This is a genomic window from Kitasatospora sp. cg17-2 (assembly GCF_054031055.1).
Map to the genome: position 1 here is coordinate 4,902,164 of NZ_CM132923.1, position 26,290 is coordinate 4,928,453.

24 protein-coding genes are annotated in these 26,290 nt (G+C 74.3%); 16 read left to right on the plus strand and 8 right to left on the minus strand.

From position 1 onward, the window contains the following. The first annotated feature begins 91 nt into the window (after nt 1–91). Nucleotides 92–1,078: an LAETG motif-containing sortase-dependent surface protein gene (locus ACW14Y_RS20745; RefSeq protein WP_456982865.1), complete on the plus strand. Its 987-nt coding sequence runs from the start codon at nt 92–94 to the stop codon at nt 1,076–1,078. 108 nt (nt 1,079–1,186) lie between these two features. Next, nucleotides 1,187–2,314 carry a hypothetical protein gene (locus tag ACW14Y_RS20750; RefSeq protein WP_380385124.1) on the plus strand — a complete coding sequence of 376 codons (1,128 nt, stop codon included), beginning with the start codon at nt 1,187–1,189 and terminating at the stop codon, nt 2,312–2,314. Between the two features lie 100 nt (nt 2,315–2,414). On the opposite strand, the gene ACW14Y_RS20755 is transcribed toward ACW14Y_RS20750, so the two are convergent. Next, complete coding sequence (locus ACW14Y_RS20755) at nt 2,415–3,074, minus strand: ATP-binding protein (RefSeq protein ID WP_380311158.1); 660 nt, start codon at nt 3,072–3,074, stop codon at nt 2,415–2,417. A 228-nt stretch (nt 3,075–3,302) separates the two neighbouring features. Between ACW14Y_RS20755 and ACW14Y_RS20760 the strand changes: the two genes are divergently transcribed. From ACW14Y_RS20760 to ACW14Y_RS20805, 10 genes are all read left to right on the plus strand, one after another. Further along, a complete protein-coding gene (locus ACW14Y_RS20760; protein WP_380388375.1) occupies nt 3,303–4,136 on the plus strand; it encodes a hypothetical protein in 834 nt (277 codons plus the stop codon). Between the two features lie 206 nt (nt 4,137–4,342). Continuing rightward, nucleotides 4,343–5,113 (plus strand): YcnI family copper-binding membrane protein, encoded by a 771-nt coding sequence (locus tag ACW14Y_RS20765; protein ID WP_380311162.1) that lies wholly within the window; start codon nt 4,343–4,345, stop codon nt 5,111–5,113. Between the two features lie 100 nt (nt 5,114–5,213). Further along, nucleotides 5,214–5,894 carry an SCO family protein gene (locus tag ACW14Y_RS20770; protein WP_266270483.1) on the plus strand — a complete coding sequence of 227 codons (681 nt, stop codon included), beginning with the start codon at nt 5,214–5,216 and terminating at the stop codon, nt 5,892–5,894. Continuing rightward, nucleotides 5,891–6,394, plus strand: coding sequence for a copper chaperone PCu(A)C (locus tag ACW14Y_RS20775; RefSeq protein WP_380311164.1), 504 nt, complete (start codon nt 5,891–5,893; stop codon nt 6,392–6,394). Before ACW14Y_RS20770 ends, ACW14Y_RS20775 begins: the two co-directional genes overlap by 4 nt. Nucleotides 6,395–6,405: 11 nt before the next feature. Then, entirely contained in the window at nt 6,406–8,604 is a 2,199-nt protein-coding gene (locus ACW14Y_RS20780; protein ID WP_456982869.1) for a copper resistance CopC/CopD family protein, read from the plus strand. Between the two features lie 13 nt (nt 8,605–8,617). Next, nucleotides 8,618–9,943 (plus strand): iron uptake transporter deferrochelatase/peroxidase subunit, encoded by a 1,326-nt coding sequence (gene efeB, locus ACW14Y_RS20785; protein WP_456982871.1) that lies wholly within the window; start codon nt 8,618–8,620, stop codon nt 9,941–9,943. A 173-nt stretch (nt 9,944–10,116) separates the two neighbouring features. Beyond that, on the plus strand, nt 10,117–11,052 hold the full coding sequence (gene pheA, locus ACW14Y_RS20790) for a prephenate dehydratase (protein WP_380311169.1): 936 nt from the start codon (nt 10,117–10,119) through the stop codon (nt 11,050–11,052). Between the two features lie 552 nt (nt 11,053–11,604). Further along, nucleotides 11,605–12,879, plus strand: a complete 1,275-nt coding sequence (gene serS / locus ACW14Y_RS20795; protein WP_380311171.1) for a serine--tRNA ligase — start codon at nt 11,605–11,607, stop codon at nt 12,877–12,879. A 54-nt stretch (nt 12,880–12,933) separates the two neighbouring features. Continuing rightward, nucleotides 12,934–13,782, plus strand: a complete 849-nt coding sequence (locus tag ACW14Y_RS20800; RefSeq protein ID WP_380311173.1) for an HAD family hydrolase — start codon at nt 12,934–12,936, stop codon at nt 13,780–13,782. A 280-nt stretch (nt 13,783–14,062) separates the two neighbouring features. Continuing rightward, the gene (locus ACW14Y_RS20805; protein ID WP_456982874.1) at nt 14,063–15,913 is read left to right on the plus strand and encodes an LCP family protein; all 1,851 of its coding nucleotides are present in this window, start codon (nt 14,063–14,065) and stop codon (nt 15,911–15,913) included. A gap of 65 nt (nt 15,914–15,978) precedes the next feature. Here ACW14Y_RS20805 and ACW14Y_RS20810 read toward each other — a convergent pair whose 3' ends face one another. Beyond that, the gene (locus ACW14Y_RS20810) at nt 15,979–16,743 is read right to left on the minus strand and encodes a sporulation protein (protein WP_380306869.1); all 765 of its coding nucleotides are present in this window, start codon (nt 16,741–16,743) and stop codon (nt 15,979–15,981) included. A 238-nt stretch (nt 16,744–16,981) separates the two neighbouring features. On the opposite strand from ACW14Y_RS20810, the gene ACW14Y_RS20815 reads away from it, so the two are divergent. Together ACW14Y_RS20815 and ACW14Y_RS20820 are read left to right on the plus strand one after the other, a co-directional pair. Continuing rightward, nucleotides 16,982–17,722: a FadR/GntR family transcriptional regulator gene (locus tag ACW14Y_RS20815; RefSeq protein WP_456982876.1), complete on the plus strand. Its 741-nt coding sequence runs from the start codon at nt 16,982–16,984 to the stop codon at nt 17,720–17,722. Between the two features lie 73 nt (nt 17,723–17,795). After that, complete coding sequence (locus ACW14Y_RS20820; protein ID WP_456982878.1) at nt 17,796–19,061, plus strand: CynX/NimT family MFS transporter; 1,266 nt, start codon at nt 17,796–17,798, stop codon at nt 19,059–19,061. A 62-nt stretch (nt 19,062–19,123) separates the two neighbouring features. Here the strand turns inward: ACW14Y_RS20820 and ACW14Y_RS20825 are convergent, their stop codons facing one another. The 6 genes from ACW14Y_RS20825 to ACW14Y_RS20850 form a co-directional block, all read right to left on the minus strand. Beyond that, nucleotides 19,124–19,840, minus strand: a complete 717-nt coding sequence (locus ACW14Y_RS20825; RefSeq protein WP_380304048.1) for an ABC transporter permease — start codon at nt 19,838–19,840, stop codon at nt 19,124–19,126. A gap of 111 nt (nt 19,841–19,951) precedes the next feature. Then, nucleotides 19,952–20,869, minus strand: a complete 918-nt coding sequence (locus ACW14Y_RS20830) for an ABC transporter ATP-binding protein (RefSeq protein WP_380304050.1) — start codon at nt 20,867–20,869, stop codon at nt 19,952–19,954. A 9-nt stretch (nt 20,870–20,878) separates the two neighbouring features. Next, entirely contained in the window at nt 20,879–21,790 is a 912-nt protein-coding gene (locus ACW14Y_RS20835) for an ABC transporter permease subunit (protein WP_380442054.1), read from the minus strand. After that, nucleotides 21,774–22,829: an ABC transporter ATP-binding protein gene (locus tag ACW14Y_RS20840; RefSeq protein WP_380304054.1), complete on the minus strand. Its 1,056-nt coding sequence runs from the start codon at nt 22,827–22,829 to the stop codon at nt 21,774–21,776. Before ACW14Y_RS20840 ends, ACW14Y_RS20835 begins: the two co-directional genes overlap by 17 nt. Before the next feature lie 108 nt (nt 22,830–22,937). Beyond that, a complete protein-coding gene (locus ACW14Y_RS20845) occupies nt 22,938–23,825 on the minus strand; it encodes an LLM class flavin-dependent oxidoreductase (RefSeq protein ID WP_380442058.1) in 888 nt (295 codons plus the stop codon). 66 nt (nt 23,826–23,891) lie between these two features. Further along, nucleotides 23,892–24,824 carry a serine/threonine-protein kinase gene (locus tag ACW14Y_RS20850; protein WP_456982882.1) on the minus strand — a complete coding sequence of 311 codons (933 nt, stop codon included), beginning with the start codon at nt 24,822–24,824 and terminating at the stop codon, nt 23,892–23,894. 85 nt (nt 24,825–24,909) lie between these two features. Between ACW14Y_RS20850 and ACW14Y_RS20855 the strand changes: the two genes are divergently transcribed. Together ACW14Y_RS20855 and ACW14Y_RS20860 are read left to right on the plus strand one after the other, a co-directional pair. Further along, entirely contained in the window at nt 24,910–25,455 is a 546-nt protein-coding gene (locus ACW14Y_RS20855) for an RNA polymerase sigma factor (RefSeq protein ID WP_380304060.1), read from the plus strand. Next, nucleotides 25,452–26,273: a hypothetical protein gene (locus tag ACW14Y_RS20860; protein ID WP_456982885.1), complete on the plus strand. Its 822-nt coding sequence runs from the start codon at nt 25,452–25,454 to the stop codon at nt 26,271–26,273. The genes ACW14Y_RS20855 and ACW14Y_RS20860 overlap by 4 nt, the downstream gene beginning before the upstream one ends. Nucleotides 26,274–26,290: the final 17 nt, after the last annotated feature.

The following is a 26,290-nucleotide window of genomic DNA, read 5'->3' on the forward strand; positions in this document are numbered from 1 at the left end:
TATGGTGCCGCTCCTGCGACGCGCCGGTGATCACACCAAGGCGCCAAGTCGCCCATATTCGGACAGATTTCATCAAGCTGGAGCCAAGACCGTGCGCACTTCCCGCCTTCTGGCCGCGTCCACGCTGATCGCGCTCTCCTTCGGCGCGACGGTCGGCACGGCCACCGCCGGCGCCGCCGCCGTCTCCCCCGCCCCGTCCACGGCGGCTCCGACCACGGCCGCCCCGACGACCGCGGCCCCGACCGGCTCCCCCAGCGGTACGCCGACTCCGACCGGCACCCCCAGCAGCACCGGTACACCCTCGGCGAGCACCTCGCCCAGCGCCACCGGCACCCCCGGCGCCACCACCGCGCCGAAGCCGACCTCGCTCCCCACGCCCCCGGCGCCCACGTTCCCGAACCGCTGCCAGGGCGGCGTGCACGGAGGCGACATCAAGACCACCGGCAGCGGCCTCTGGGGAACCACCCTGGTCAAGGGCGGACCGGCCCAGGAGGTCCAGGTGACCTTCGAGAACACCACCGGCGTGGACCTCGCCGACTTCTCGACCAGCATCTACATCACCGACAACGAGGAGCGTCCGCTGGACTGGCGGACCGACTTCTTCACCGTCCAGCTCCGGCTGCCCGGCTCGGACTGGAAGCCCGCCGAGCTGGTCGACCGGGCCATCCGCACCGGATCCCACAAGATCGCCAAGGGCGAGAAGCTCACCATCCAGTTCCGGATCGCCGTCGGCACCGCCCCAGTCGGCGACTACGGCGGCACCGTGGGCGGTGGCTCCGAGGCCTTCGACAACACGCCGAACCTCCCCAAGCCCGGCTCCACCCTGCCGAACAGCTGCACCCAGTACAGCAGCTACTACGAGGGTGGCTTCAAGGTGGCCGACAAGTCCTCCTCCACCACCGCCGCCACCCCCCTCAAGGCAACGGCCTCGCCGTCCGCGGTGAGCGGCCCGCACCTGGCCGACACCGGCTCCAGCTCCAACACGCTGCCGATCGCCGTCGGCGGTGCCGCCGTGCTCGCGGCCGGTGCCGGGACGCTCCTCGTGCTGCGCCGCCGCCGGACCGGTTCGCACAGCTGACGCCCTGACGGAAGAACAGTGCGAGGCATGCGCACAACCGTTCGCATGCCTCGCCCGTCCATACATCGCAAGCCATCCCGCCGACGCCCCACCATCGGAGCCGTAATCTTGCGCACCTCCCGTCTGACCACCACCGCCGCTCTGCTGGTCCTGAGCGGTGCCGCGACGCTCGCGGGCACCGCCGGGGCCTTCGCCGCCGATCCGACGACCAGCGCCTCGGTCGCCGCCGCGACGACCGGACCGTCCACGGCCGCGAGCACCGAGCCGACCACGGCCGCCCCGTCCACCGCCGCCCCCACGTCGGCCGCCCCGACCTCGGCCGCCCCCACGTCGGCCGCGCCGACCTCGGCCGCCCCCACCACGACGGCCCCGAGCGGCTCCCCGAGCGCCACCACCACGCCCTCGGCGACCGCCACGCCGACCGGGACCCCGTCCGCCACCCCGACCCTCCCGTCCGGCTGCCAGTACCAGCGCGACGTCAAGATGCCGGTGCACAACACCGACCCGGCGATCACCCTGGTCAAGGGCGGATCGTCGAAGGAGGTGGCCATCTCGTTCCAGAACACCAGCCAGGCCACGCTGACGGACTTCCGGATCAACGTCCTGCTGGACGGCGTGAAGGGCATCTTGCTGCCCAAGGCCCTCACCAAGGTCCAGAACGGCGCCTGGACCCCGCTGCCCCAGGCCACCACCGACCACGGCTCGGTCTCCCTCGGCTCCTTCCAGGTCAAGCCGAACGAGATGATCACCGTGTCGGTCCAGCTCTCCGCCATCGGCCGCTACAGCCCGAACTACAGCCTCACCGTCTCCGGCGGCTCCGAGGTGCTGCCGCCCGGCGCCGGCCCGGAGCACGTCAAGTACGCCTGCAACCGGCTGATCGGCTCCTCCACGACCGGGATCACCGTCGTCGACCCGGCCCCGAGCACCTCGGCCACGGCGACCGGCACCTCCTCCCCGACCGTCCCGTCGACCGGCACCGGGACGCCCACCACCAGCGCCTCGCCGACCGCCTCGGTCTCGGTCTCGCCCTCCGCCTCGCCCTCCGCCGGCCGCCCGGCCGGCACCACCGGAGGCACCGGCTCGACCGGCGGCGGCGCGACCGGTACCAGCCTCGCCAGCACCGGCGCGAGTTCCAGCACCGTGCCGCTCGCCGTCACCGGCGGCATGGCGACAGCCCTCGGCGTCGGCGCCGTCGTCGTCGCCCGCCGCCGCCGGGCCGCCGCGACCCGCGGCTGATCCGGCACCACCCGGCACCACCCGTCGACGTCCCGCCCGCCGCGCTGCCGCGGCGGGCGGGACGTCGCCGTCTCCGGGCACCACCGGGAGCCGTCGCGCCTCAGGACGCCCGGCGCAGCAGCGCGCCGTCCTGCCACTTGAGGATCTTGTCGAAGCTGACGATCGCCCCCCGCAGCGGATGGTTGCGGAGCTGGACGTGGTCGGTGAGGGCGTGGATGAGGAAGAGGCCCCGGCCGGACTCCGCGGTGAGGTCGGGCAGGGCATCCAGGTCCACCGGCCGGAAGGTGGGCACCGGGTCGGCGGCGGCCGGGAGCACGTGGGTGTCGTACGGGCGGCCGTCGCGGCGCGGGCGGTGGGTGGTGAGCAGCGGCCCGGGGACGGTGGCGCGGCCGCGCCGGGCGCGGCGGCGGGGCTGTGCCCGGCCCGCCGGTCGGGCGGGCGGCGCCGCCGGGACGGCCGCGGGGGAGGGGGCGGGACGGCGGGACGGGCGGTCGGGGCAGGGCAGGCCAGGACCGGAGTCGGTCACCTCGATCCGCAGCAGGTCGCCGCTGATCGACGCGGTGACCTGGTAGCCGTCGTCGGGCCGCCCGCAGGCGCCGTGCTCGACCGCGTTGGCGCAGGCCTCGCTGAGGGCGACGCCGAGATCGTGGGCGATCTGCGGGTCGACGCCCGCGGTCGCCATCGCGCCGAGCAGTATGCGGCGCGCGAGCGGCACGCTGGCCGGGTCGCGCTTGAGGTGCAGAGTCCACCAGATGTCCACGGGAGGTCCCTCCTGGCTGCGGCTCCACATATAACGAGGTATCTCCGGGTGGTGCGGAGGTGAACCGTGCCGGGGGCCCGCTACCGCCCGTTCGGCGGATGGACGGGGGGACGGGCATGTGCCGAGCAGCGCACACCGGGGGCCGTGCGCGGGGCCGAACGGGGCATTCGTAGGGATTTCCCACCCTGCCGATCCGGTGGGTGTGGGCGATGAGATGATGTCCCGGCCATGAATGCCCCAGCCGCCGCCCCGCACCCGGGCGCCCCCGCACCGGACGCGCCGGTGGGGGCCGCCGCCTGGGACCTGCGGCTTGCCCGGGCGGTTCCGTTCGCCCTGGTGTGCACGCTGATCGCGGCCGCCGGGCACGCGTTCGCGGCCGGCGGCGAGGTCGCCCCGCCCACGCTCGCGGCCGGGTTCGCCGCCGTGCTGGTACTCGCCACCGCCCTCGGCGGGCGGGAGCGTTCGCTCGGCGCGATCGCCGGGGCGCTGGGCGCGGGGCAGCTCGGCCTGCACCTGCTCTTCCACTCCTACGGCGGCCACGGGGCGGCCGGCGCGCACCACCACGGCGGCCCGCTGGGCTCCGGCCCGCTGACGCTGCCGCAGGTGGCCAGCCGGCTGGTCTGCAACGAGGCCCGCCCGGGCACCCTGATCGGTCTGCCCGGGAGTCCGACCGCCGAGCAGGTGGTGGCCGGCGCCGGTCTGGACCCGCAGGCGTACGCGGCCGCGCCCTGGTGGCAGGGCGGCGTGCTCGGGATGACGCCGGCGATGCTGGCGGCCCACCTCGGTGCGGCGCTGCTGGCCGGCTGGTGGCTGCGGCGCGGCGAGGCGGCGCTCTGGCGACTGGTGCGGATCACCGCCTCCGCCGCGCGGACCCGGGCGGCCGAGCCGCTGCGGACGGCGTGCGCGCTGGCCGCGGTGCTGCTGCGCGGTCTGCTCGGCCCGACCGGCGGACCGGCCCGCCGGCCCGGTGGCCGCGGCGGGGACGACCCGCTGCCGACCGGTGCCGTGCTGCGGCACAGCGTGGTGCGCCGCGGGCCGCCCCTCGGGGCCCTCGCGTACTGACCCGCCCCCCGTGTCCCCGGTGTCCCCCCACCGGTAGCGGTCCGGCGGCGGTCGGAAGTACGCGGCGCCGTGCCGTACCCGCCCGATCCGTGCGGTTCTGCGGCCCTCCCCCCACTTCTTCCCCCGCCGCGCGGCCCCGCCGAGGCACGGTCCCCTCCGTGCCCGGGAGCGGGCCTGCCGAGCCTCCGATCGGAGACACGAACCCCATGCGTTCCCTTCCCGCCCGTCGTACCGCCGCCGTCGCCCTCGCCGCCGCCGCCTCGGTGGTGGCCCTGGCCGGTCCCGCCTTCGCCCACGTCACCGTGAACCCGGGCAGCGCCGAGCAGGGCGGCTACACCGCCGTCGACTTCCGGGTCCCGAACGAGAACGACGCCGCCGGCACCGTGAAGCTGGAGGTCAACCTCCCGCTGGACCACCCGCTGGCCTCGGTCCGCACCCAGCCGCTGCCGGGCTGGACCTCCACCGTCGAGAAGGCCAAGCTCGACAAGCCGATCAAGGTCCACGGCAACGACGTGAACGAGGCCGTCGCCAAGATCACCTGGACCGCCGACGCCGGCGTGAAGGTCGCCCCCGGCCAGTTCCAGGAGTTCCGGGTCTCGCTCGGCCCGCTGCCGACCGACGCCGACTCGCTGGTCTTCAAGGCCCTGCAGACCTACGACAACGGCGACGTCGTCCGCTGGATCGACGAGGCCAAGGACGGCCAGCCCGAGCCGGCCAAGCCCGCCCCGGTGCTGAAGCTGACCAAGGCCACCTCGGCCGACGGCCACGGCGTGACCGCCTCCGCCACCCCGTCGGCCGCCGCCGACGGCCACGGCACCGGGCACGGCGACGCGGCCAAGAACGACGCCGCCTCCGACGACAAGGCCAGCGACTCCACCGCCCGGGTGCTCGGCGTGGTCGGCATCGTGGTCGGTGTGATCGGCACCGCCGTCGGCGTCCTCGGCCTGCGCCGCCGGAACGGCGGCTCGGCCTCCTGACCCCAGCACCGGCGGGGCCGCGTCCGGCACCCGCCGCGGCCGCGCCCGCGTCCCGGGCGCGGCCCCGCCGGTGATCCACCGCACACGATCGGACCCTCCCATGCCCCGCTCCGCCCGTACCCCCCGCGCCGCCCGCCTGGCCGGGGCCACCGCCGTCGCCCTGGCCGCCGCACTCGCGCTGACGGCCTGCGGCTCCTCCGGCTCCGGCACCGCCGGCCCCGCCAAGGTGGTCCAGCAGAAGGCCGACTCGCCCTACGAGGGCACCGTGCTCGGCAAGCACTTCGACAAGCCCGACCTCCAGCTGACCGACACCTCCGGCCAGCCCTACGACCTGCGGCAGAAGACCGGCGGCCGGACCACCCTGCTGTTCTTCGGCTACACCAGCTGCCCGGACGTCTGCCCGACCACCATGGGCGACATCGGCGTGGCGATGAAGAAGCTCACCCCGGAGGAGCGGCAGAAGGTCGACGTCGTGTTCGTCTCCACCGACCCGCAGCGCGACACCCCGCAGGTGCTGCGCGCCTGGCTGGACTCGATGGGCAGCGACTTCATAGGCCTGACCGGGGACCTGGCCAAGGTGAAGACGGCCGCCAAGGCGCTCGGCATCCTGATCGAGGACCCGGTGACCAACGCCGACGGCACCGTCACCTCCACCCACGGCGCCCAGGTGCTGGCCTTCCTGCCCTCGGACGACAAGGCGCACCTGCTCTACCTGAGCGGCACCGAGGTGAAGACCTTCGAGCACGACCTGCCGCTGCTGGCCAAGGGAGTGGCCGCATGAAGGGCGCCCTCGGCTTCCGCCGGACGGCGCTGGCAGGGGCGGTGCTGGCGACGGCACTGGGCGGCGGCGCCTTCCTGGTCGCCTGCGGGGCCGGTGGACAGGACGGCGGCGGAGCCGTCGCCGGCGGGGCCGCCCGACTCAGCGTCGCGGACTCCTACATCCCGATGCCGCCGGCCGGCGGCATGGCGGCCGGCTACCTGACGGTGCGCAACGAGGGCGGCGAGGGCGACGAACTCGTCAAGGTCTCCAGCCCCGGCGCCTCCTCGGTCACCATGCACCGCTCCACGGCCAGCAGCATGGAGCAGGTCGAGAAGCTCGACGTCCCCGCGCACGGCGCGCTGCAGCTCGCCCGGGGCGGCACCCATCTCATGATCATGGGGTGGCAGAAGGCCCCGGTCCTGGGTGACGAACTCGAACTCGACCTGACCTTCACCCGCACCGGCACCATCTCGGTCAAGGTGCCGGTCAAGGAGCTCACCTACCGGCCCGGCCAGCAGTAAGGGATCGCAGGATGCTGATGGGACGGACGCCGAAGGCACGGCCGGCAACGGCGCGGGCGGCGACGGGAGTACGGAGAACGACGCGGTCGAGGACGGCGCGGACGGCGGCGCCGGGGCTGCTGGGACGGCGGATCACCGGGCTGCTCGGCGTGCTCGGCGCGGTCCTCGCGCTGCTGCTCGCCGGTGCCGGACCGGCCTCCGCGCACGCCGCCCTGCAGTCCACCGACCCGGCGCAGAACGCCGTCCTGCCCGTCGCACCGCAGAGCGTCACCCTGACCTTCAGCGAGGCCGTCTCGCTCTCCTCGGACTCGGTGCGGGTGCTCGACCCGGCCGGCCGGGCGGTGGACTCGGGCGGCCCCGCGCACGCCGACGGCAAGGACAACACCGCCCGGGTCGGGCTCGGCACCGGACTCGCCAACGGCACCTACACCGTCGCCTGGCGGGCCGTCTCGGAGGACTCGCACCCGATCGGCGGGGCCTTCACCTTCTCCGTCGGCGCGCCCTCGGCCACCACCGTCTCCACCACCGCCCTGCAGTCCGCCGAGGCCGACGGCCTGGTCGCCGCGCTCTACGGGACCGGCCGGACGGTCGCCTACGCGGCGTTCGCGCTGCTCGCCGGCGCGGCCGGCTTCGTGCTGCTCTGCTGGCCGGCCGGGGCGTCCCGGCGCCCGGTGCAGCGACTGCTGATGACGGGCTGGGTGGCCCTGCTGGTCTCCACCGTCGCGGTGCTGATGCTGCGCGGACCGTACGAGCGGGGCTCCGGGATCGGCAAGGCCTTCGACCTGTCGCTGGTCCGGTCCACCCTGGACGAGCGGATCGGCACGGCGCTGGCGGCCCGGCTGCTGCTGCTCGCCGCGAGCGGGGTGTTCCTCTCCCTGCTGGTCGGTCAGCTCGGACTGCCGCAGGGCGGCGCCGCGAAGGCCGCCGCGGGCGGCGGGGCCGGCACGGACAGGTCCGGCGGTCCCGGACCGCGGACGGCCGGGGCCGGTACGGACGGCGACCCGGAGGAGGCCGAGCTGCGGGAGCTGGAGCGGCGCGCCGCCGAACGCCCGCAGCGCGAGGCCCGGCTGGGCCTCGGGGTGGCCGGACTGGTGCTGGCCGTCGCGCTCTCGGCGACCTGGGCCGGCGCGGACCACGCCTCGGTGGGCATCCAGGTCTGGCTGGCGCTGCCGCTCGGCATGATCCACCTGGTCGCCATGGCGCTCTGGCTGGGCGGCCTGGCCGCGATGCTGGTCGGGCTGCGCGAGGGGATCGGCGCGGAGGTCGCGGACCGCTTCTCGAAGATCGCCTTCGGCGCCGTCCTGGTGCTGGTCGGCACCGGCGTCTACCAGTCCTGGCGCGGCGTCGGCAGCTGGGGCGCGCTGACCGGCACCGACTACGGGCGGCTGCTGCTGGTGAAGACCGGCTGCGTGATCGCCATGCTCGGTGTCGCCTGGATGTCCCGCACCTGGCTCGCCCGGCTGCGCGCCGCCCCGGAGGAGGCGGCCGGGGTCGCGCCGGAACCGGTCGCGGTCGCCGCGGCTCCCGTCGCCGCCGACACCTCTTCCGGCAGCGCCGACGCCACCGGCGCGGACTCCGGGGACCCGGTCCGACAGGCCCAGCTGGCCCGTCAGCGGGCGGCCCGGGCGAACGCCGACCGGGACCGCGGGCTCACCCCGACCCGGGCCGGGCTGCGCCGCTCGGTGCTGGTCGAGGCGGCGGTCGCGGTGGCCGTCCTGGTGGTCACCACCCTGCTCACCAACTCCCCGCCCGGACGGGTGGCGGGCGAGGTCGCCGCCGCCGCGGCGAACGGCGCCGCCACGGCCCCCGGCGGCACGGCCGGCGGGACCACCGGTGGGGCGCCCGCCCCGCAGACGGTGCCCGGCCGGACCGTGGAGCTCAAGCTCCCGTACGACACCAAGGGCCGGACGCCGAACGCCAAGGGCACCGCGACCGTCACCCTCAACCCGGCCGGGACCGGGTCGAACGAGGTGCACCTGAAGCTGGACGGCGCGGACGGCTCGCCCGTCGAGGTGCCCGAGGTCGAGCTCGCCTTCACCCTGCCGGACCGCGACCTCGGCCCGCTCACCGTCCCGCTCACCACCGAGGGCACCGGGCGCTGGACCGGGACGGCGCAGCTGCCGCTCGCCGGGAACTGGGTGGTGTCGGTGGTGATCAGATCCTCCGACATCGACCAGACCACGGAGATCAAGCAGCTGAAGATCGGATAGGGCGGGCCACCCCATGGAGACCAGCACCAGCACGGACAGCACCGACAGCACCGCCGGGAACGCCGGGGACGCCGGGAACGGCACCGCCGGCCGGGCCCCCGGCCTGACCCGGCGGACGCTGCTGGGAACCGCCGGGGCCGGCCTGGTGGTCGGCGCCGGTGCCGGGGCCGCGACGGCCCTGGCCGCGGAGCGGCGCGACCAGGGCCCGCCACGGGCGGCGACCGGGGCGGGCCCCCGGCTGGGGCTCGCCGCGGTGGGATTCCACGGCGAGCACCAGGCCGGGATCCTCGAACCCCAGCAGGCCCGGGTCCAGCTGGCCGCCTTCGACCTGGCCGGCGGGGTCGGCCGGGACGCCGTGCGGGCGCTGCTCCGGCGCTGGTCGCGCACCGCCACCCGGATGGCGGTGGGCGAGCCGGCCGACGAGTTCGAGAACCAGATCGCCCTGGACGCCGGGCCCTGCTCGCTCACCGTCACCTTCGGCTTCGGCGCCACCCTGTTCGACCGGACCGGGCTGGCCGACCACCGCCCGGCCGGGCTGGAGCCGCTGCCCGCCTTCCCGGCCGACGCGCTGGACCCGGCCCGCGGCGACGGCGACCTGTTCGTGCAGATCGGTGCCGACGACGCCCTGGTCGCGGTGCACGCGCTGCGGGTGCTCCAGCGCCAGGCGGCCGGCACCGCGGCGCTGCGCTGGCAGATGTCCGGCTTCGCCCGGACCCCCGGCGCCACCGCCGGCCCGATGACCGGGCGCAATCTGATGGGCCAGGTCGACGGCACCAACAACCCCCGGCCGGACGAGGACGGCTTCGCCGCCAAGGTGTTCGTCGCCGCCGGGGGCGAGCAGCCGGCCTGGCTGGCGGGCGGCTCGTTCCTGGTGTTCCGGCGGATCCGGATGCTGCTGGACCACTGGGAGGCGCTGCCGCTGGACCGCCAGGAGCGGGTGATCGGCCGGCGCAAGTCGGACGGCGCCCCGCTCGGCGCGGCCGCCGACGCGGGCGAGCGCACCCCGGTGGACCTCGCCGCCCAGGCGGCGGACGGGTCGCTGGCCGTGCCCTCGGACGCGCACATCCGGGTCGCCGCTCCGGCCGCCAACGGCGGGGCGGCCATGCTGCGGCGCGGGTTCTCGTACCACGACGGGCTGCTGGCCGACGGGTCGCCGGACGCCGGCCTGCTCTTCCTCGCCTTCCAGGCCGACCCGCGCAAGGGGTTCACCCCGGTGCAGCGCAAGCTGGCCCGGGGCGACGGGCTGTCCCGCTTCCTGCGGCACGAGGCGAGCGGGCTGTACGCCGTCCCGCCGGGGGTGTCGCCGGACGGGTACGTCGGGCAGACCCTGTTCGAGTGACCGGCCCCCGGGGCGCGTCCGTCGGACGGCACGCCCCGGGCCCGCCGTCCACCGGTCGTGCGGACTCCTCCCACGGAGCGGGACGCGATCGTGCGCGGCTCCGGGAGTGACTAAGGTGGCTCCTTTCGGCGGTACGCCGAACTCCCGTCGGTCCTTTTCCCCTTGGAGGCGTCATGTCGGCCACCCGCTACACGTACCTCGGGCCGGCGGGCACCTTTACCGAGGCGGCCCTGCGCACCCTGCCGGAGGCGGCGACCCGGGAGCTGGTGCCGATGTCCTCGGTGCAGCTGGTGCTGGACGCGGTGCGGGGCGGCGAGGCCTCGGGCGCGTTCGTGCCGATCGAGAACTCGGTCGAGGGCGCCGTCACGGCCACCAACGACGAACTCGCCTCCGGCGCCGCGCTGATGATCTACCGCGAGGTGCTGCTGCCGATCACCTTCGCGCTGCTGGTGCGGCCGGGCACCGGGCTGGCGGACGTCAAGACCGTCACCAGTCACCCGGTGGCGCAGGCCCAGGTCCGCCGCTGGCTCGCCGCCAACCTGCCGGACGCGCACTGGGAGTCGGCCGCCTCGAACGCCGACGGCGCCCGGCTGGTCGCCGAGGGCCGGTACGACGGGGCGTTCGCGGGCGAGTTCGCGGCCCCGATCTACGGGCTGGACCCGCTGGTCAAGGACATCGTGGACGTGCAGAGCGCGACCACCCGGTTCGTCCTGGTGGGCCGCCCGGGGCGGGTGTCCTCGCCGACCGGGGCGGACAAGACCTCGATGGTGGTCTGGCTGCCGGACGACCACCCGGGCGCGCTGCTGGAGCTGCTCCAGGAGTTCGCGGTGCGCGGGGTCAACCTGATGCGGATCGAGTCCCGGCCGACCGGCGAGGGGCTCGGCAACTACTGCTTCCTCATCGACTGCGAGGGGCACCTCAGCGACCGCCGGGTCGGCGAGGCGCTGATGGGCCTCAAGCGGATCTGCCCGCAGGTGCGGTTCCTCGGCTCCTATCCGCGCGCCGACCGGCAGGTGTCCGGGCACCAGCGGCCCGGCACCTCGGACGCGGATTTCGGCGCGGCCGCGGACTGGCTCTCCCGTTGCCTCGACGGGCGCGGGGACATCTGACCGTCGGGAGGGTGGCCGGCGGACGCGGGGACGCCCGACGGCCGTAAGGACATCCGAGGACATCCGGGGGACATTCGCCGTCCACGTGTCCTTTTAGAACCGTTTTCTGCACCGCCGGGCGGTCGTCCACAGGGCGGCCGCCCCGGCCCCCGGCTTGTCCACAGGGGCATCCACTGTCCACAGGCCCGAGTTATCCACAGGCTTGGGGACGAGTCGACAAACCGGTATAGCCACTGCGCACATCGGTCGGATCATCGGTTTGCGTCGCAGAGATGACTAATCGGACCAGAGTCACCCGGGTGTCGGCAAATCACCCGTCCGAGTGCTTCAATTCCCTCACCCGGGAAGGTCAAATGAGGTTTCAAACCTGAATTCCATGGTTCATTCCGCAGTCCACCGGCGCCGTCCCACGATCCACAGCCCCGGCCCCGAGCCTGTGGATAACCGGCCGCCGGATCGTTTCCCACAAGAGTTATCCACAGGCCGGGGCGAGTTATCCCCAGGGGAAAACCGGTACCGGGGGACGGGCCCCCGCCCGGTAGGCTTGGCCCCGTGATTGACCTTCGCCTGCTCCGTGAGGACCCTGACCGAGTGCGCGCCTCGCAGCGCGTCCGTGGCGAGGACGTCGACCTGGTCGACGCCCTCCTCTCCGCCGACGAACGCCGCCGGTCCTCGGGCACGCGCTTCGACGAACTCCGCGCCGAGCAGAAGTCGCTCGGCAAGCTCGTCGCCAAGGCCCAGGGCGACGAGAAGGCCGCCCTGCTCCAGCGCACCAAGGAGCTGGCCGCCGAGGTCAAGGCCGCCGACTCCGAGCAGGGCGAGGCCAAGGACGAGGCCGAGCGCCTGCTCCGCTCGCTGGCGAACCTCATCGACCCGGCCGCCCCGGTCGGCGGCGAGGAGGACTTCGTCACGCTGGAGGAGATCGGCACCCCGCGCGACTTCGCCGCCGAGGGCTTCGAGCCCCGCGACCACGTCGAGCTGGGCCAGCTGCTCGGCGCGATCGACACCGAGCGCGGTGCCAAGGTCGCCGGTGCCCGGTCCTACTACCTGACCGGCGTCGGCGCGCTGCTGGAGCTCGCCCTGGTCAACATGGCGATCGCCCAGGCCGTCGCCGCCGGCTTCGTGCCGATGATCACCCCGGCGCTGGTCCGCGCGGCCGCCATGGACGGCACCGGCTTCCTCGGCCAGGCGGCGGAGAACGTCTACTACCTGGAGGACGACGAGCGCTACCTCGTCGGCACCAGCGAGGTCCCGCTCGCGGCGTACCACATGGACGAGATCATCGACGCCGACAAGCTGCCGCTGCGCTACGCCGGCTACTCGTCCTGCTTCCGCCGCGAGGCCGGCACCTACGGCAAGGACACCCGCGGCATCATCCGCGTCCACCAGTTCGAGAAGGTGGAGATGTTCGTCTTCACCACCCCCGAGGACGCCGAGAACGAGCACCGCCGCCTGCTGCAGTGGGAGAAGGACTTCCTCAACGCGCTCGAACTGCCCTACCGGGTCATCGACGTCGCCTCCGGCGACCTCGGCGCCTCGGCCGTGCGCAAGTTCGACATCGAGGCCTGGGTCCCGACCCAGGGCAAGTACCGCGAGGTCACCTCGACCTCGAACACCACCGAGTACCAGGCCCGCCGCCTCTCCATCCGGATGCGCGAGGACGGCAAGGTGCGCCCGCTGGCCACGCTGAACGGCACCCTGGTCGCCGTTCCGCGCACCATCGTGGCGATCCTGGAGAACCACCAGCAGCCCGACGGCTCGGTCGTCGTCCCCGAGGCGCTCCGCCCCTACCTCGGCGGCCGCACCGTGCTGGAGCCGGTCAAGTAGCACCGGCCCCGCCGGTCCGCAGTGAAGAAGCAACTCCCGGGAGACGCACGGCCCATGAGCACCACCAGCCCCAGTCCCGTCTCCCCCGCGGACGGTGGCGACCTGCCCTTCAAGCTGGTCGCCACCGACCTCGACGGCACGCTGCTGAGCAGCTCCGAGACCGTCTCCGCGCGCACCCGCGCCGCGCTGGCCACCGCCACCTCGGCCGGGGCGCTGCACATCATCGTCACCGGCCGCTCGGCCACCTGGGCCCGCCCGGTCTTCGACGAGATCGGCTACCGGGGCATAGCGGTCTGCGGCCAGGGCGCCCAGGTCTACGACGCGGGCGCGCACAAGCTGCTCACCTCGCTCACCCTGGACCGCCGGGTGGCCGCGCTCGCGATCGAGAAGATCGAGGCCGAGACCGGCCCGCTGGCGATCGCGGCCAACCAGGACGGCCTGGAGGGCGACGTCCTGGCCGGCCCCGGCTACCGGCTGCAGATCGGCTCCGAGCTGCCCGTCGTCCAGGTCGGGTCGCACGAGCTGCTCACCGCCCCGATCAGCAAGCTGTACATACAGCACAGCGAGCTCAGCGACGACGCCCTCGCCGAGGCCGCCCGCAGCGCGGCCGGCGACCTGGTCGGCGTGGTGATGGCGGGCGCCGGTGTGGTCGAGCTGCTGCCGCTCGGCCTCTCCAAGGCCACCGGCCTGGCCGTCGCCGCCCGTCGGCTCGGCGTGACGGCGGCCGACACCATCGCCTTCGGCGACATGCCCAACGACGTGCCGATGTTCGGCTGGGCCCGGCACGGCGTGGCGATGGCCAACGCGCACCGGGAGCTCCTCGCGGTGGCCGACGAGGTCACCCTGAGCAATGACGAGGACGGCGTCGCCGCCGTACTGGAGCGTCTCTTCCCGGCGCGCTGAACCCGGGCCGCCTCGGCGGCCCCGGCGCTTCCCCGCGCCCGACCCGAACTCCCCGCGACCCCGGTGCCGTACCGCGCCGGGGTCGCGGCACGTCCGCCGCACGCCGGGGTGAACCCGCCCGCGCCGCCCGCCGGTTCAGCCGTTGGAGTGACCGTGCGGCGGCCCGCCGCGGCGAACGCCCGGGTGGGCGGGGGTGCGGCCGGGTTCGGCGGCCGGGCGGCGGCCGAAGAGTTTGTATGCTCCCAGGGTTGCCCGCTTCGGTCGCTGAGAGGTGCGCGCCATGTCAGTCCAGTGGGACGGGAGCCCGCCGGATCCGGCGGGGCGGGGGCGCGCCGACGGCGGCGTCCGGACCGACGACGCGGTCAGGACCGAGTGGCCCGAGGACGGCCCCGGCCGGCTCCCGGCGCCGCGCCCCGGCGGCCGGGCCGAGGCCCGCAGGGCCGCCCGGGACCGCGCCGTGCCGGTCCGCCCGGGCCGGGGCGGGACCGGCGAGGGCGCTCGGACGGCCGCCCGGACCGGACGCCGGGACGCCCCCAGGGAGCCGCGCGCCGCGGACGCCCGGGGCGGGAGCGGCGGCAGTGGACGGCGGACCGCCGCCCGGAGCCCGGAACGGGACGGCCGGCGCGGCGCCCGGCGGCTGATCGCCTGGTCCGTGGCCGGGGTGCTGGTGGTCCTGGCCGGCGCGGGCGGCGCGGTGTACTACAAGCTGAACGGCAATCTCCGGTCCTTCGACGCGGATGCCATCGCCCCCGACCGGCCGCCCGAATCGGCCGCCGACGCGCACGGCCACCGGCCCGTCAACCTGCTGCTGATCGGCTCCGACTCACGGGCCGGGAAGAACAGCGACCTGGGCGGCGGCGACGAGGACGGCGCCCGCTCGGACACCACGATCCTGCTGCACGTGTACGCCGACCACCGGCACGCCGTCGGCATCTCGATCCCGCGGGACGCCCTGGTGACCGTGCCCCGGTGCAAGCTGCCGAACGGCAAGTGGACCCGGGAGCAGCCCGGGCAGATGTTCAACTCGGCCTTCTCGGTGGGCAATTCCGAGAACGGCAACCCGGCCTGCACGCTGAACACGGTGGAGCGGCTCACCGGCATCCGGGTGGACCACACCATCGAGGTCAACTTCGAGGGCTTCGCCGCGATGACCGGCGCCGTCGGCGGGGTCGACGTCTGCCTGCCCAACGACATCCACGAGGGGAACATCAACCCCAATCTGGGCCGGAAGGGCAAGGTGGTGCTCGCCAAGGGCCGCCAGCGGGTCTCCGGCCAGCAGGCGCTGGACTACGTGCGACTGCGGCACGGCATCGGCGACGACTCGGACGTCGGCCGGATGAAGCGTCAGCAGGCGTTCCTGGCCTCGCTGCTGGCGAAGATCAAGAGCAAGGGCCTGAGCCCCGGCACCCTGCTGCCGCTGGCCGACGCCGCGACCCGTTCGATGACCGTCGACCCCGGCCTCGACTCGGCCGCCAAGCTGGTGGACTTCGCGCTGACACTGAAGAGCATCGACCTGCACGAGGTCAAGTTCCTGACCACGCCCTGGCGTTACTCCGGCGCCCGGATCGATCTGGTGCACCCGGCGGTGGACACCCTGTGGCGGACCCTGCAGGCCGACCGGACCATCGACGGCCAGGACGCCACCGGCCAGCAGGACGCCGCGGGCGCGCCGACGGGCGAGCCGACGCCCACGCCGACGCCGAGCGCCGAGCCCACCCCGGCGGTCGGGGCCGACGGCGCGCCGATCCGGGTCACCGTCTACAACGCCACCAACGCCGCCGGCCTGGCCGCCCGGGCCGCCGAGACCCTGCGGGCGGCCCGGGTCACCGTCGCCGGGACGTCCAGCCGCGGCACCGCGCGGGCGACCACCACGGTCGAGTACGGCGCCGGGCAGCGGGCCGCCGCGGAGAAGGTCGCCGCGCTGTTCCCGGGCGCCGCGGTCGCTCCGGGGCAGGCGGCCGGGATCAGTCTGCGGCTGGGCCGGGACTACGCGGCGGGCGGCGCCGCGGGCGGCTCGCCGTACCCGACCGCCACCGGCCCGGCCGGCGCCCCGGCCCCGCTGCCCAGCGAGGTGGTCAACGAGGCCAGGTCGGGGGACGACGACATCTGCAGCAACGTCTCCTACGGCTGACCCCGGCCCGGCACCGGCGCCGCGGGGGCCGGTGCCGGAACCGCGCTTCGAGGCCGGGACGGAGCTCAGAGCGCGGCGCGGATCCAGCCGTCCACCAGCGCCGTGAGGTCCTCGTCCGCCTGGCCGTGGCCGACCACGTGGGTGCGGATCACGTCCCCGCCGCCGCCGAACAGGCCGCCCCGGCGGTCCGCCTCCAGTACCACCTCGACCTTGTCCGGGGTGGTCACGAAGCTGACCTCCAGCGAGTTGCAGGAGTGCGCGTACTGCGGCGCCGCGGAGTACTCGATCTCCTGGTAGAACGGCAGGGTCTGCCCGGTGCCGCGGATGTGCCCGGCCTCCAGGTCCGCCGCGCGGAACCGGAAGCCCAGCTGGAGCAGGGTCTCCAGGATCCGGTGCTGCACCGGCAGCGGCTCGACCTCCAGCGGGTCCGAGTCGCCCTTGTCGAGCGCGCCCGCGATGTCGACCTCGGTGCGCACACCGAGCTGCATGCCGTGCAGGCGCTGCCCGGCGACGGCGGTGACCGGGGTCTCCCACGGCACCTGGACGGCGAACGGGATCGAGCGGTTCTCGCCCGGCGCGAGCTTCAGCGGCGCGGTGACCGAGAACCGCGCGAACGGGTACAGGCCGGTGCTCTCGCCGTCCTCGTGCTCGATCTCCACCCGGGCGACCAGCGTCAGCGTGATCCCCCGGATGTCCGCCTCCACCGTCCCCCCGGTCAGCTCGACCGTGCCGGCCATCGTCCCGCCGGGCCGCACGACCGGCGTGCTCAGGACGGTGTCGACACCGGGACCGCCGACGCCCAGGGCACCGAGCAGCTTCTTGAACACCATGCGGACGTTCTCCTCGCATCAGGGGGTGTGGACCGGGCCCGCCCTCCCGGATCCTTCCGGGGCGGTCCGGAGCGCCGGTCGTCCGGAGGAACGCCAGGCCGCCCCGGACGGTTCCCGGGCTGTTCATCCCCAGTTGTAGGATGACCGGGCAAGCAGTTGTAGGATGACCGACGACCGAGCACTCGACACACCGGGCGCCCGACCCCGCCACGCCCCGACAGACCGGGAGGAGCCCGCCATGAGCAGCGCGCACAGCGGCAACGACACGCTGCAGACCGCCGGACGGCGCTCCCTGGTGGACACCGCGATCGACCAGCTGCGGGAGCAGCTGAGCGGCGGCGTCTGGCCGGTCGGCACGCGGATCCCGACCGAGCACGAGCTCGCCGAACGCCTCGGGATCGGACGCAACACCGTCCGCGAGGCGATCCGGGTGCTGGTGCACGCGGGCATGCTGGTCTCCCGGCAGGGCGAGGGCACCTTCGTCCGCTCCACCAGCGACCCCGCCGCCGTCCTGCGCGGGGTGCAGCGCTCCGGCGTGCGGGACGTGCTGGAGGTCCGGGCCGCCCTGGAGGCCGAGGCCGCCCGGCTGGCGGCGCTGCGGCACACCCCCGAAGACATCGTCCGGATGCGGGCCGCGCTGGCCCGCGAGGCCGAGGTGATCGCCTCGCACCCCGAGCGGGCCGGCCGCGAGGCCACCGTCGAGCACGACCTGGAGTTCCACACCGCCGTCGTCGAGGCCGCGCACAACCCGGCGCTGACCGAGGTGTACCGCTACTTCGGCGCCTCGGTGCGCGAGTCGATGCGGACGGCGTTCGGCGACCACGACATGCCCGAGGTCGTCGTGGCGACCCACGCCGCGCTGGTCGACGCGATCGAGAGCGGCGACCCGGACCGGGCCGAACGGGCCTGTCGCGAGCTGCTCGCCGAACCCACCGCGGCCGTCGAGCAGCTCCTCGCCGCCATCGCCGCCCGGAAGTGAGCGGGCCGAGGCCCCCCTTCCGTTCCGTCCGCCTGCCCGGACGTACTCCGAATCCCACGAAAGAGCACCACCCATGGCCGTCACCCGTGCCCAGCAGCCGGTTGTCACCACGTCCCTCCCGCTCCCCGTCCGCTCCCGGCTCGCCCACCCCGCGCTGCTGCTGACCGGCATCCTGCTGGTCGCCCTGAACATGCGCGCCTGCCTGGCGGCGGTGTCGCCGATGGTGGGCGAGATCCAGCGCTCCTTCGGACTCTCCGCCACCGCGAGCGGACTGATCACCGCCGTGCCGGTGCTCTTCCAGGGCGTCGGCGCGCCGCTCACCCCCCGGCTGACCCGGCGGTTCGGCACCGAGCGGGTGGTGCTGGGCGCGGTGCTGGTGCTCGGCGCCGGGGTGCTGCTGCGGGTGCTGCCCTCGGTGGCGGCGCTGTACGCCGGGTGCGTGGTGATCGGGGTCGCGATCGCCGTACTGAACGTCTCGATGCCGGGCCTGGTCAAGCGCGAGTTCCCGGACCGGGCCGCCGCGATGACCGGCGTCTACTCGACCACCATGCTGGTCGGCGCGACCATGGCGGCCGGTCTGTCGGTGCCGCTGGAGCACGCGCTCGGCGGTGGCTGGGAGGCCTCGCTCGGCGCCTGGTCGCTGCTCGCGCTGGTCGCGGCGGTGGCCTGGCTGCCGCAGGTGCTGCGGGCCCGGGCCGCCCGGGACGGCGCCGGTGCCGCCGCCGTGTCCGGTGCCGCCGCCGCGCCGGTCGCCCCGGTCCGGCCGATCCAGGGGATCTGGCGCTCGCCGCTGGCCTGGCAGATCAGCCTGTTCATGGGCATCTCGTCGCTGCTGGTCTACACGCTGGTCGCGTGGATGCCGACGATCCTGGCCGACCACGGGATGGACCGCGGCGAGGCCGGCCTGGTCTTCGCCTTCTCCAACCTGGTCCAGGTGGCCGGCGCCTTCCTGGTGCCGCTGTTCGCCGGGCGGATGACCAACCAGCGGGCGCTCGCCGTCTCGATGGCCCTGCTCAACGCGGTCGGCATCGCCGTCCTGCTGATCGCCCCGGTGCCCGGCGCCTGGGTGGCGGCCGTCATCCTCGGCGTCGCCCAGGGCGGTTCGCTCGGCCTCGGCCTCGCCTTCATCGTGCTGCGGACCGACAGCGCCGCGGGCGCCGCCCAGCTGGGCGGGATGTCGCAGGCGGTCGGCTACCTGGTCGCGGCGGCCGGACCGGTCGGGGCCGGGGCGCTGCGCCAGGCGACCGGCGGCTGGACCACGGTGCTGGCGCTGATGCTGGTCCTGACCGGCGTGGTCGCCGTCGCGGGCTGGGGCGCCGGGCGCGACCGCACCCTCTGACGCCGACGCGAACGGCCCGCACGGCTCGGTGAGCCGTGCGGGCCGTGTCCGTGTCCGGGGTCCTACTCCTCGGAGGCCAGGGTGAGCCCGGCCAGCTTCACCGAGGCGAGCACCGTCGCCGCCACCGCGACCACCAGCAGCAGTACGACGGCCGCGCCGAGCGAGACCACCGAGGTGATCGAGCCCTCGGCGGCCACCGACTCGGCCACCGCCATCCCCCACTGCTGGATGCTGAGCTTGCGGGCGCCCTCGACGAAGTTGCCGATCACCGCCTCCCACACCAGCGCGTACGCCAGACCGGCCACCACCGCGTGCCGGGTCACCACGCCGAGCAGCAGGAACAGCGCGCTGTACGCGGCGCCGGAGACCAGCGCGGCGACCGTGTAGGCGAGCGCCAGGCCCTCCTTGGTGCCGTACATCAGCAGCCCGGACAGCAGCATCGGCACCGCCGAGAACGCCCAGGTGATGCCGATCGCCACCGTCAGCTTGGTGGTGATGATCTTCCAGCGCGGCAGCGGCTTGGCGAGCAGGTAGACGATCGAGCCGTCGTCGATCTCGGTGGCGATGGCGCCGGTCCCGACGACCAGTCCGAGGATCGGCAGCAGGGTCCCCAGACCGAGCTTGCCGAGGATGTCGACGACCAGGTCGTGGTGGTTCCCGTCGGCCGCGGCGGCGAAGGCCGAGACGAGCAGCAGCAGGACGGGGACCACCAGCAGCAGCAGGCCGCGGCGGCGGCCGAGCAGGCCGCGCAGCGTCAGCCTGGCGACGGTCGGATTCATGGTGGGTCGGCCTTCCTGGGGTTCCTGGTCCTGGTGAGGGGTGCCGCTCGGTGGTCGGCGTTCGGTGGTCGGCGTTCGACGGTCGGTGGCCCTCGGGGGCCGGGGCCGGGACTACGCGGAGACGAGGTAGGAGAACACGCTCTCCAGCGACTCGTCCGCCGGGGCCACGGTGTACAGCCGGATCCCGGCCCGCTGGGCGACCTGCGGCAGCAGGGTGGTGAAGCCCTGGAAGTTCACCGCCTGGATCCGCAACGCCTTCTCCTGCCAGTCCAGCTCGATGCCGGCCGTCGACGGGTCGGCGATCAGCGCCGACGCGAGCTTCCGGTCGTCGCTGGAGCGGACCAGGTAGCGGTGCGGGCGGTCGGTCATCAGCCGGCGGATCTTCCGGAAGTCCCCGGAGGCCGCGTGCCGGCCGGCCACCACCACCTCGATGTGCCGGGCCAGCTGCTCGACCTCCTCCAGGATGTGCGAGGAGAACAGCACCGTCCGGCCGTCCGAGCCGAACCGCCGCAGCAGGTCCATCAGCTGGAGCCGCTGGCGCGGGTCCATGCCGTTGAACGGCTCGTCGAGCAGCAGCACCGCCGGGTCGTGGACCAGCGCCGAGGCCATCTTGACCCGCTGCTTCATGCCCTTGGAGTAGGTGCCGGTGCGCCGTTCCTGGGCGTACTCCATCTCGACCAGGGCGAGCGCCTTGCGGGCGGCGGCGCCCGGGTGGGGCAGGCCGTGCAGCTCGGCGTTGGCGAGGACGAACTCCCAACCGGTCAGGTAGTCGTACATCGACTCCCGCTCGGGGACCAGGCCGATCTGCCGGTACACCTCCTGGTTGCGCCAGATCGGCGCGCCGTCCAGCGTGACCGTGCCGGTGGACGGCGCCAGGAAGCCGCTCATCATGTGGATGAGGGTCGACTTGCCGGCACCGTTCGGACCGAGCAGACCCGTGATGCCGGGGCCGATCGTCATGCTGACGTCGTTGACGGCGACCACGTTCCCGAACCAGCGGGAGACCTTGTCGATGGTGATGGTGGCCATGACGCCCTCTCAAACGTTCCGATAGCGGCGCAGCAGCAGCCGGTACGAGCCGGCCACCATCACGACGGCGACCAGGGTGAACACCAGCACGCCGAGCCCGCCCGGCGCGTGCATCCGCTGCGGGCCGGTGCCGAGGTCGAACAGCTCGTTGGTCAGGCTCTCCACCAGCCCGCCCGGCGACAGCAGCGCGGCCCACTGCGGGTAGGTCGGCAGCGGCTCGTCGAAGCCGACCGTGGTGGTGGACAGCCCCACCACGACCCCGACCACCGCGGTGGTCACCGCCAGGTAGCCCATGATCGCGGCCACCCCGAAGCCCCGCCGCGGCGTGGTGGCGGCGATCACCACCGCGACCGAGGTCGGCACCAGCGCGTACAGCACGGCGGCCGTCAGACCGTAGAAGAAGTGCGCGGTCTGGTCCCCGAACTTCAGGCCGACCAGCAGCGAGCCGATGTAGAGCACCAGCAGCGGCGCCAGCATCAGCAGCAGCTGCGCGCAGGCCATCGCCCCGAACTTGGCCCGGACGTAGTCGGTGCGGGTGATCGGCCGGGAGAAGTACAGCGGGACGGTGTGGTGCCGCAGGTCCCGGGAGAACAGCACCGGCGCCTGCGAGGCCAGGAAGATCGAGACCACCAGGCCGATCGCGCTCAGGTACTGGGCGTAGTCCACCGGGAGCTTGTCGACCCCGGTGACCACGGCGACCGCGACGATGATCAGGGCGGGCACGGTGGCCACGCCCAGCACCAGCATCGGCAGCACCTTGGACTTGCCGGACCGCCCGAGGCCGTACGCGGCGCGCAGGCTCTGGGTGAACAGCGAGCGGGTGGCGTAGCCCCGGCCGAGCCGGGGCCCGGTGTAGCCGCGGTAGCCGATGTCGTGGATGACGCCGGTGTCGGCCGGCCGGGACTCAGGAGGAAGCGACATCTGCGGTACTCCCCTCGTTCTCCGTCGTCCGGGCGCCGTCGGCGTTCTCCGCGTCGGCCGTACTCTCCGTGGTGTCCGTGCTGCCGGTGAACAGTTCCGCGACCCGGTGCCGCCGCTGCTCCAGCCGGACCAGGCCGAGCCCGAGCCCCGCGACCGCGTCCCGGATGGCGTCGTAGGTCTCGTCGCCCGCCAGCCGGACCAGCAGGATCCGCGGCCCCTCCGTCTCCACCGACAGGCCCGCCGCCACCAGCCGCGTGCGCATCGCGGCGCTCGCGTCCAGACCGTGGTCCTCCGGGTGGTCCGTCACCTCGACCGCCAGGGTGGCCGTCGCACCGGTGAAGGAGGCCGTCGAGGAGGAGCGCAGCAGCTTGCCGCCGTCGATGACCACCAGGTGGTCGCAGGTGCGCTCCAGCTCGCCCAGCAGGTGGGTGGTGACCAGCACCGAGATGCCGAAGTCGCTGTACACGCGGCGGATCAGCGACAGCATGTCGTCGCGGCCGACCGGGTCCAGACCGTTGGTCGGCTCGTCGAGCAGCACCAGCTTCGGGTCGTGCACCAGCGCCTGCGCCAGCTTCACCCGCTGCTTCATACCGGTCGAGTAGCCGCCCATCGGGCGGTACCGCTCCTCGTACAGGCCGACGTGCCGCAGCGTGTCCGCCGTCCGCTCCCTGGCGGCGGCGGCCGGCAACCCGGCCATCCGCGCCATGTGGACCACGAACTCGGTGGCCGAGACGTCCGGCGGCAGGCAGTCGTGCTCCGGCATGTAGCCGACCTGTTCCCGGATCTCCGACCCCTGGGTGGCGATGTCCAGCCCGAGCACCCGCCCGGTACCGGAGGTCGCCGGGGAGAGCCCGAGCAGGATCTTGATGAGTGTGGACTTGCCGGCGCCATTCGCTCCCACCAGGCCGACCACCCCGGGCTCGACCTCAACGGTCAGCTGATCGAGGGCAGTCACCCGGGGGAACCTCTTGGTGAGGCCGTCCGTCTTGATGACAGTGGACACAGGCTCAACGTAGTGCGCGTGTGCCCTTGTGAACATGGGCTGCGATGACGAGCCCGCCTGCACCTCCGGGATGACACCGCCCCGCCCGTCCCCTAGGGGCTGTCACCACGCGGACGGCCCGGGACCGTCCGCGTGCCGCAGCCCTCAGCCCAGCTGGGCGAGGCCCTCGGTGGCGATCCGTTCGAAGACCGCCAGGTCGTTGGCGAAGATCGAGTCCGGCACCGGCCAGTGCACCACCAGTTCGGTGATCCCCAGCTCCCGGTACGTCCCGGCCCAGTCCACGAAGGCGTCCAGCGACTCCAGCGGCTTCTCCGCCGTCGAGCCCTGGAGCAGCACCTTCTCCAGCTCGCCGACGTCCCGCCCGCGGGCCTCGCAGGCCGCCGTCAGCTTCGCGATCTGCGCCGCGACCACGGCGGGCGCCTGCTCCACCGGCACGTCCGCCGGGCCCTTCGGGTCCCCGTACGTCACCCAGCCCTGCCCGAACTCGGCGGCCAGCCGCAGCCCGCGCGGGCCGGTCGCGGCCACGTAGAACGGCACCCGCGGCGACTGCACGCAGCCGGGGATGTTCCGCGCCTCCACCGCCGAGTAGTACGTCCCCTCGCGGGTCGTGGCGTCATGGGTCAGCAGCTCGTCCAGCAGCGGCAGGAACTCCCCCAACCGGTCCGCCCGCTCCTTCGGCGACCAGGCCTCCTGGCCCGTCGCCGTCGCGTCGTACCCCGTCCCGCCGGCCCCGATCCCGAGGGTCAGCCGGCCGCCGGACACGTCGTCCAGCGTGATCAGCTCCTTCGCCAGCGTCACCGGGTGCCGGAAGTTCGGCGAGGTCACCAGCGTCCCCAGCCGGATCCGCTCGGTGGCGGTGGCCGCCGCGGTCAGCGTCGGCAGCGAGCCGAACCACGGCTCGTCCCGGAACGACCGCCAGGACAGGTGGTCGTAGGTGTACGCGGCGTGGAAGCCGAGGTCCTCGGCCCGCCGCCAGACTTTCTGCCCCTCGCTCCACCGGTGGATGGGGAGGATCACCGTACTGAGTCGCATGCCGTCGACCCTACGGGAGCTCTCGGCCGCCGACGGCCCGCGACTTGACGACCTCGTGGTGGGAGTTCACCGCCGCAGCCAGCTCAGCAGCGTCGTCGCCGCGAACACCGCCCCCGACGCCAGCAGGACCGCGCGCGGGGTCAGCCGGACCGCGCGCGGGATCGGCCACCCGCGGCCCTCCGGGGGCCGGGGCTGCGGGGCCGGAGCCAGCAGCGCGTCCGCGAAGGCCCGGGCGGTCGGCGGGCGGTCCGCCGGCTCGACGGACATCGCGGCCCGCAGCAGCAGGGCGACGTGCGGGGGAAGCTCCGCCCCCGCCGGGAGCTCCGGCATCGTCGAGGCGCTCGGCCGGTCGGTCGCCATGGCCGTGGCGCGCCCGCCCGGGCCGAACGGCTTCTGACCGGTCAGCAGCTCGTACGCCACCACGGCCAGCGCGTACACGTCGGCCCTGCCGTCGAACCCGCCGGTCTGGAAGGCCTGTTCCGGCGCCATGTACGCGGGCGTGCCCGTGGTCACCGTCAGCCCGGACGCGTCGGCCAGCTGCTTCGCGCTGCCCAGGTCCGCCACCAGCACGGCGGCGGGCGCGGGGTCGGTGGCGAGCAGCAGGTTGGACGGCTTGACGTCGCGGTGCACCACGCCCGCCTCGTGCAGGACCTGGACCGCGTGGCCCGCCTCCGCGGCCAGCCGCAGCGCCTCCCGCGGGTCGCACTGCCCGACCCGGTCCGCCAGGGTGCCGCCGCGTACGAGGTCCATGACGAAGTAGGGCCGGTCCTCCTGCACCCCGACGTCGTGCACCCGGACCACCCGCGGGCTGGCGATCCGGCGCAGCAGCCTCGCCTCCGTCAGGAACCGCTCGCGCACATCGGCGTTGGCGGCCCAGTTCTCGGCCAGCACCTTCACCGCGACCTCGGTGTCGAGCTCCGGGTCGTAGGCCTTCCAGACCGTGGCGAAGGAGCCGGCTCCGAGCCGCTCCAGCAGGAGGTAACGGCCGAGCTTGCGCATGTGGCAGCATTCTGCCGGAGTCGGGGGGAGCGCGGAACTCCTCTTCGGCGGACGCGGTACGGGCGGGACGGAACGGGGGATCCGGGTGTTCGAGGAAGGTGAGCTGGAACGGCTCGTGGCCGCCGCTCGGGCGGGCGACCCGGGGGCGACGGAGTACCTGCTGGCCAAGCTGCGGCCGGTGGTGCTGCGCCGCTGCTCGCGCTTCCTGCCCCACCACGCCGACGCGGAGGAGGCCGCGCAGGACGCGCTGCTGTCCATCAGCAGGCACCTGGACCGGTACGACGGCCGGGGCTCCTTCCTGGGCTGGGTGACGGTGATCGCCTCGAACGCCGCCCGGTCCACCTACCGCTCGATGCGCCGGCGCTCCGAGGACAGCCACGCCGAGCTCCCCGAGGCCGTCGACCCGCGCACCACCAGCGTCATCGCCGGGACCAGGCTCGACGTGATGGAGGCGCTGGCCGCGCTGGAGCAGCAGCACCCCGCGCTGGTGGAGTCCTTCGTGCTGCGGGACCTGGGCGACCTGACCTACGCCCAGGTGGCCGAGCAGCTGGACACCCCGATGGGCACGGTCAAGGACCGGATCCAGAAGGCCCGCCGCTTCATGCGCGAGCGCCTGGTCACCGGTCCGTGAACGGCGCTCCCCCGGCGGGCGGCGGCCACGCCGTGGTCCGGCCCCGGTCCGCCGTCGCCGCCCTGGTGGCGGCCGCCGTGCTCGGGCTGGCGACCGGCCGGTTCGTCCTGCCGCCGCCCCCGGGCGGGGTCGACGGGGTCGACGGGTCCGTCCCGGCGTCCGCGTCCGCCTCCTCGTCCGCCTCCGCCGCTGCCTCCCCGACCGGTGCTCCCGACGCGTCCGCAACACCCGGTGCGCCCGGGCCGGTGACGACCGAGAACCTCCTGGAACCCACGGCGTTCCGCCCGGAGGTCCCCGTCGGGCGGATCCACGTCACCGACCGGTACGGCGACGGGTTCTACGCCAACTCGGCCTGCACCGGCGAGAAGACCCTCACCCAGACCCTCGGCGTGCCCGGTGCCCACTTCCGCGGACTGACGACCAGCCTCCGCACCGACCCGGACGACCCGACCTGGGCGACCGACAAGGTCGACCAGGTCGCCCGCGAGGTCGCCGCCGAAGCCCCGAGCCCGTCCCTGGCGCAGGACTTCACCGAGCGCCTGCTGCAGGAGCAGGTGACCTGCCAGAAGCAGCCGCCGGGGCACTGGGTCTACGGAAGGACCACGACGGTGCGGTTCGCCCCGGACGTCACCGCGAGCTGGATGGGCACCTACGAGGGACTCCTCAACACCACCGGCAGGGCGCCGGAGGTCGAGGAGCCCTGCGGCGGCGTCGCCGTACTGCGCAGCGGCAGCCACTACGGGGTGCTGGAGGTCCACACCTGCCTGGGGACGGCCGCGATGGACCGCGTCGTCAGGACCGCTCTGTCACGGCTCTGAAACAGCCGGCCGGGGAT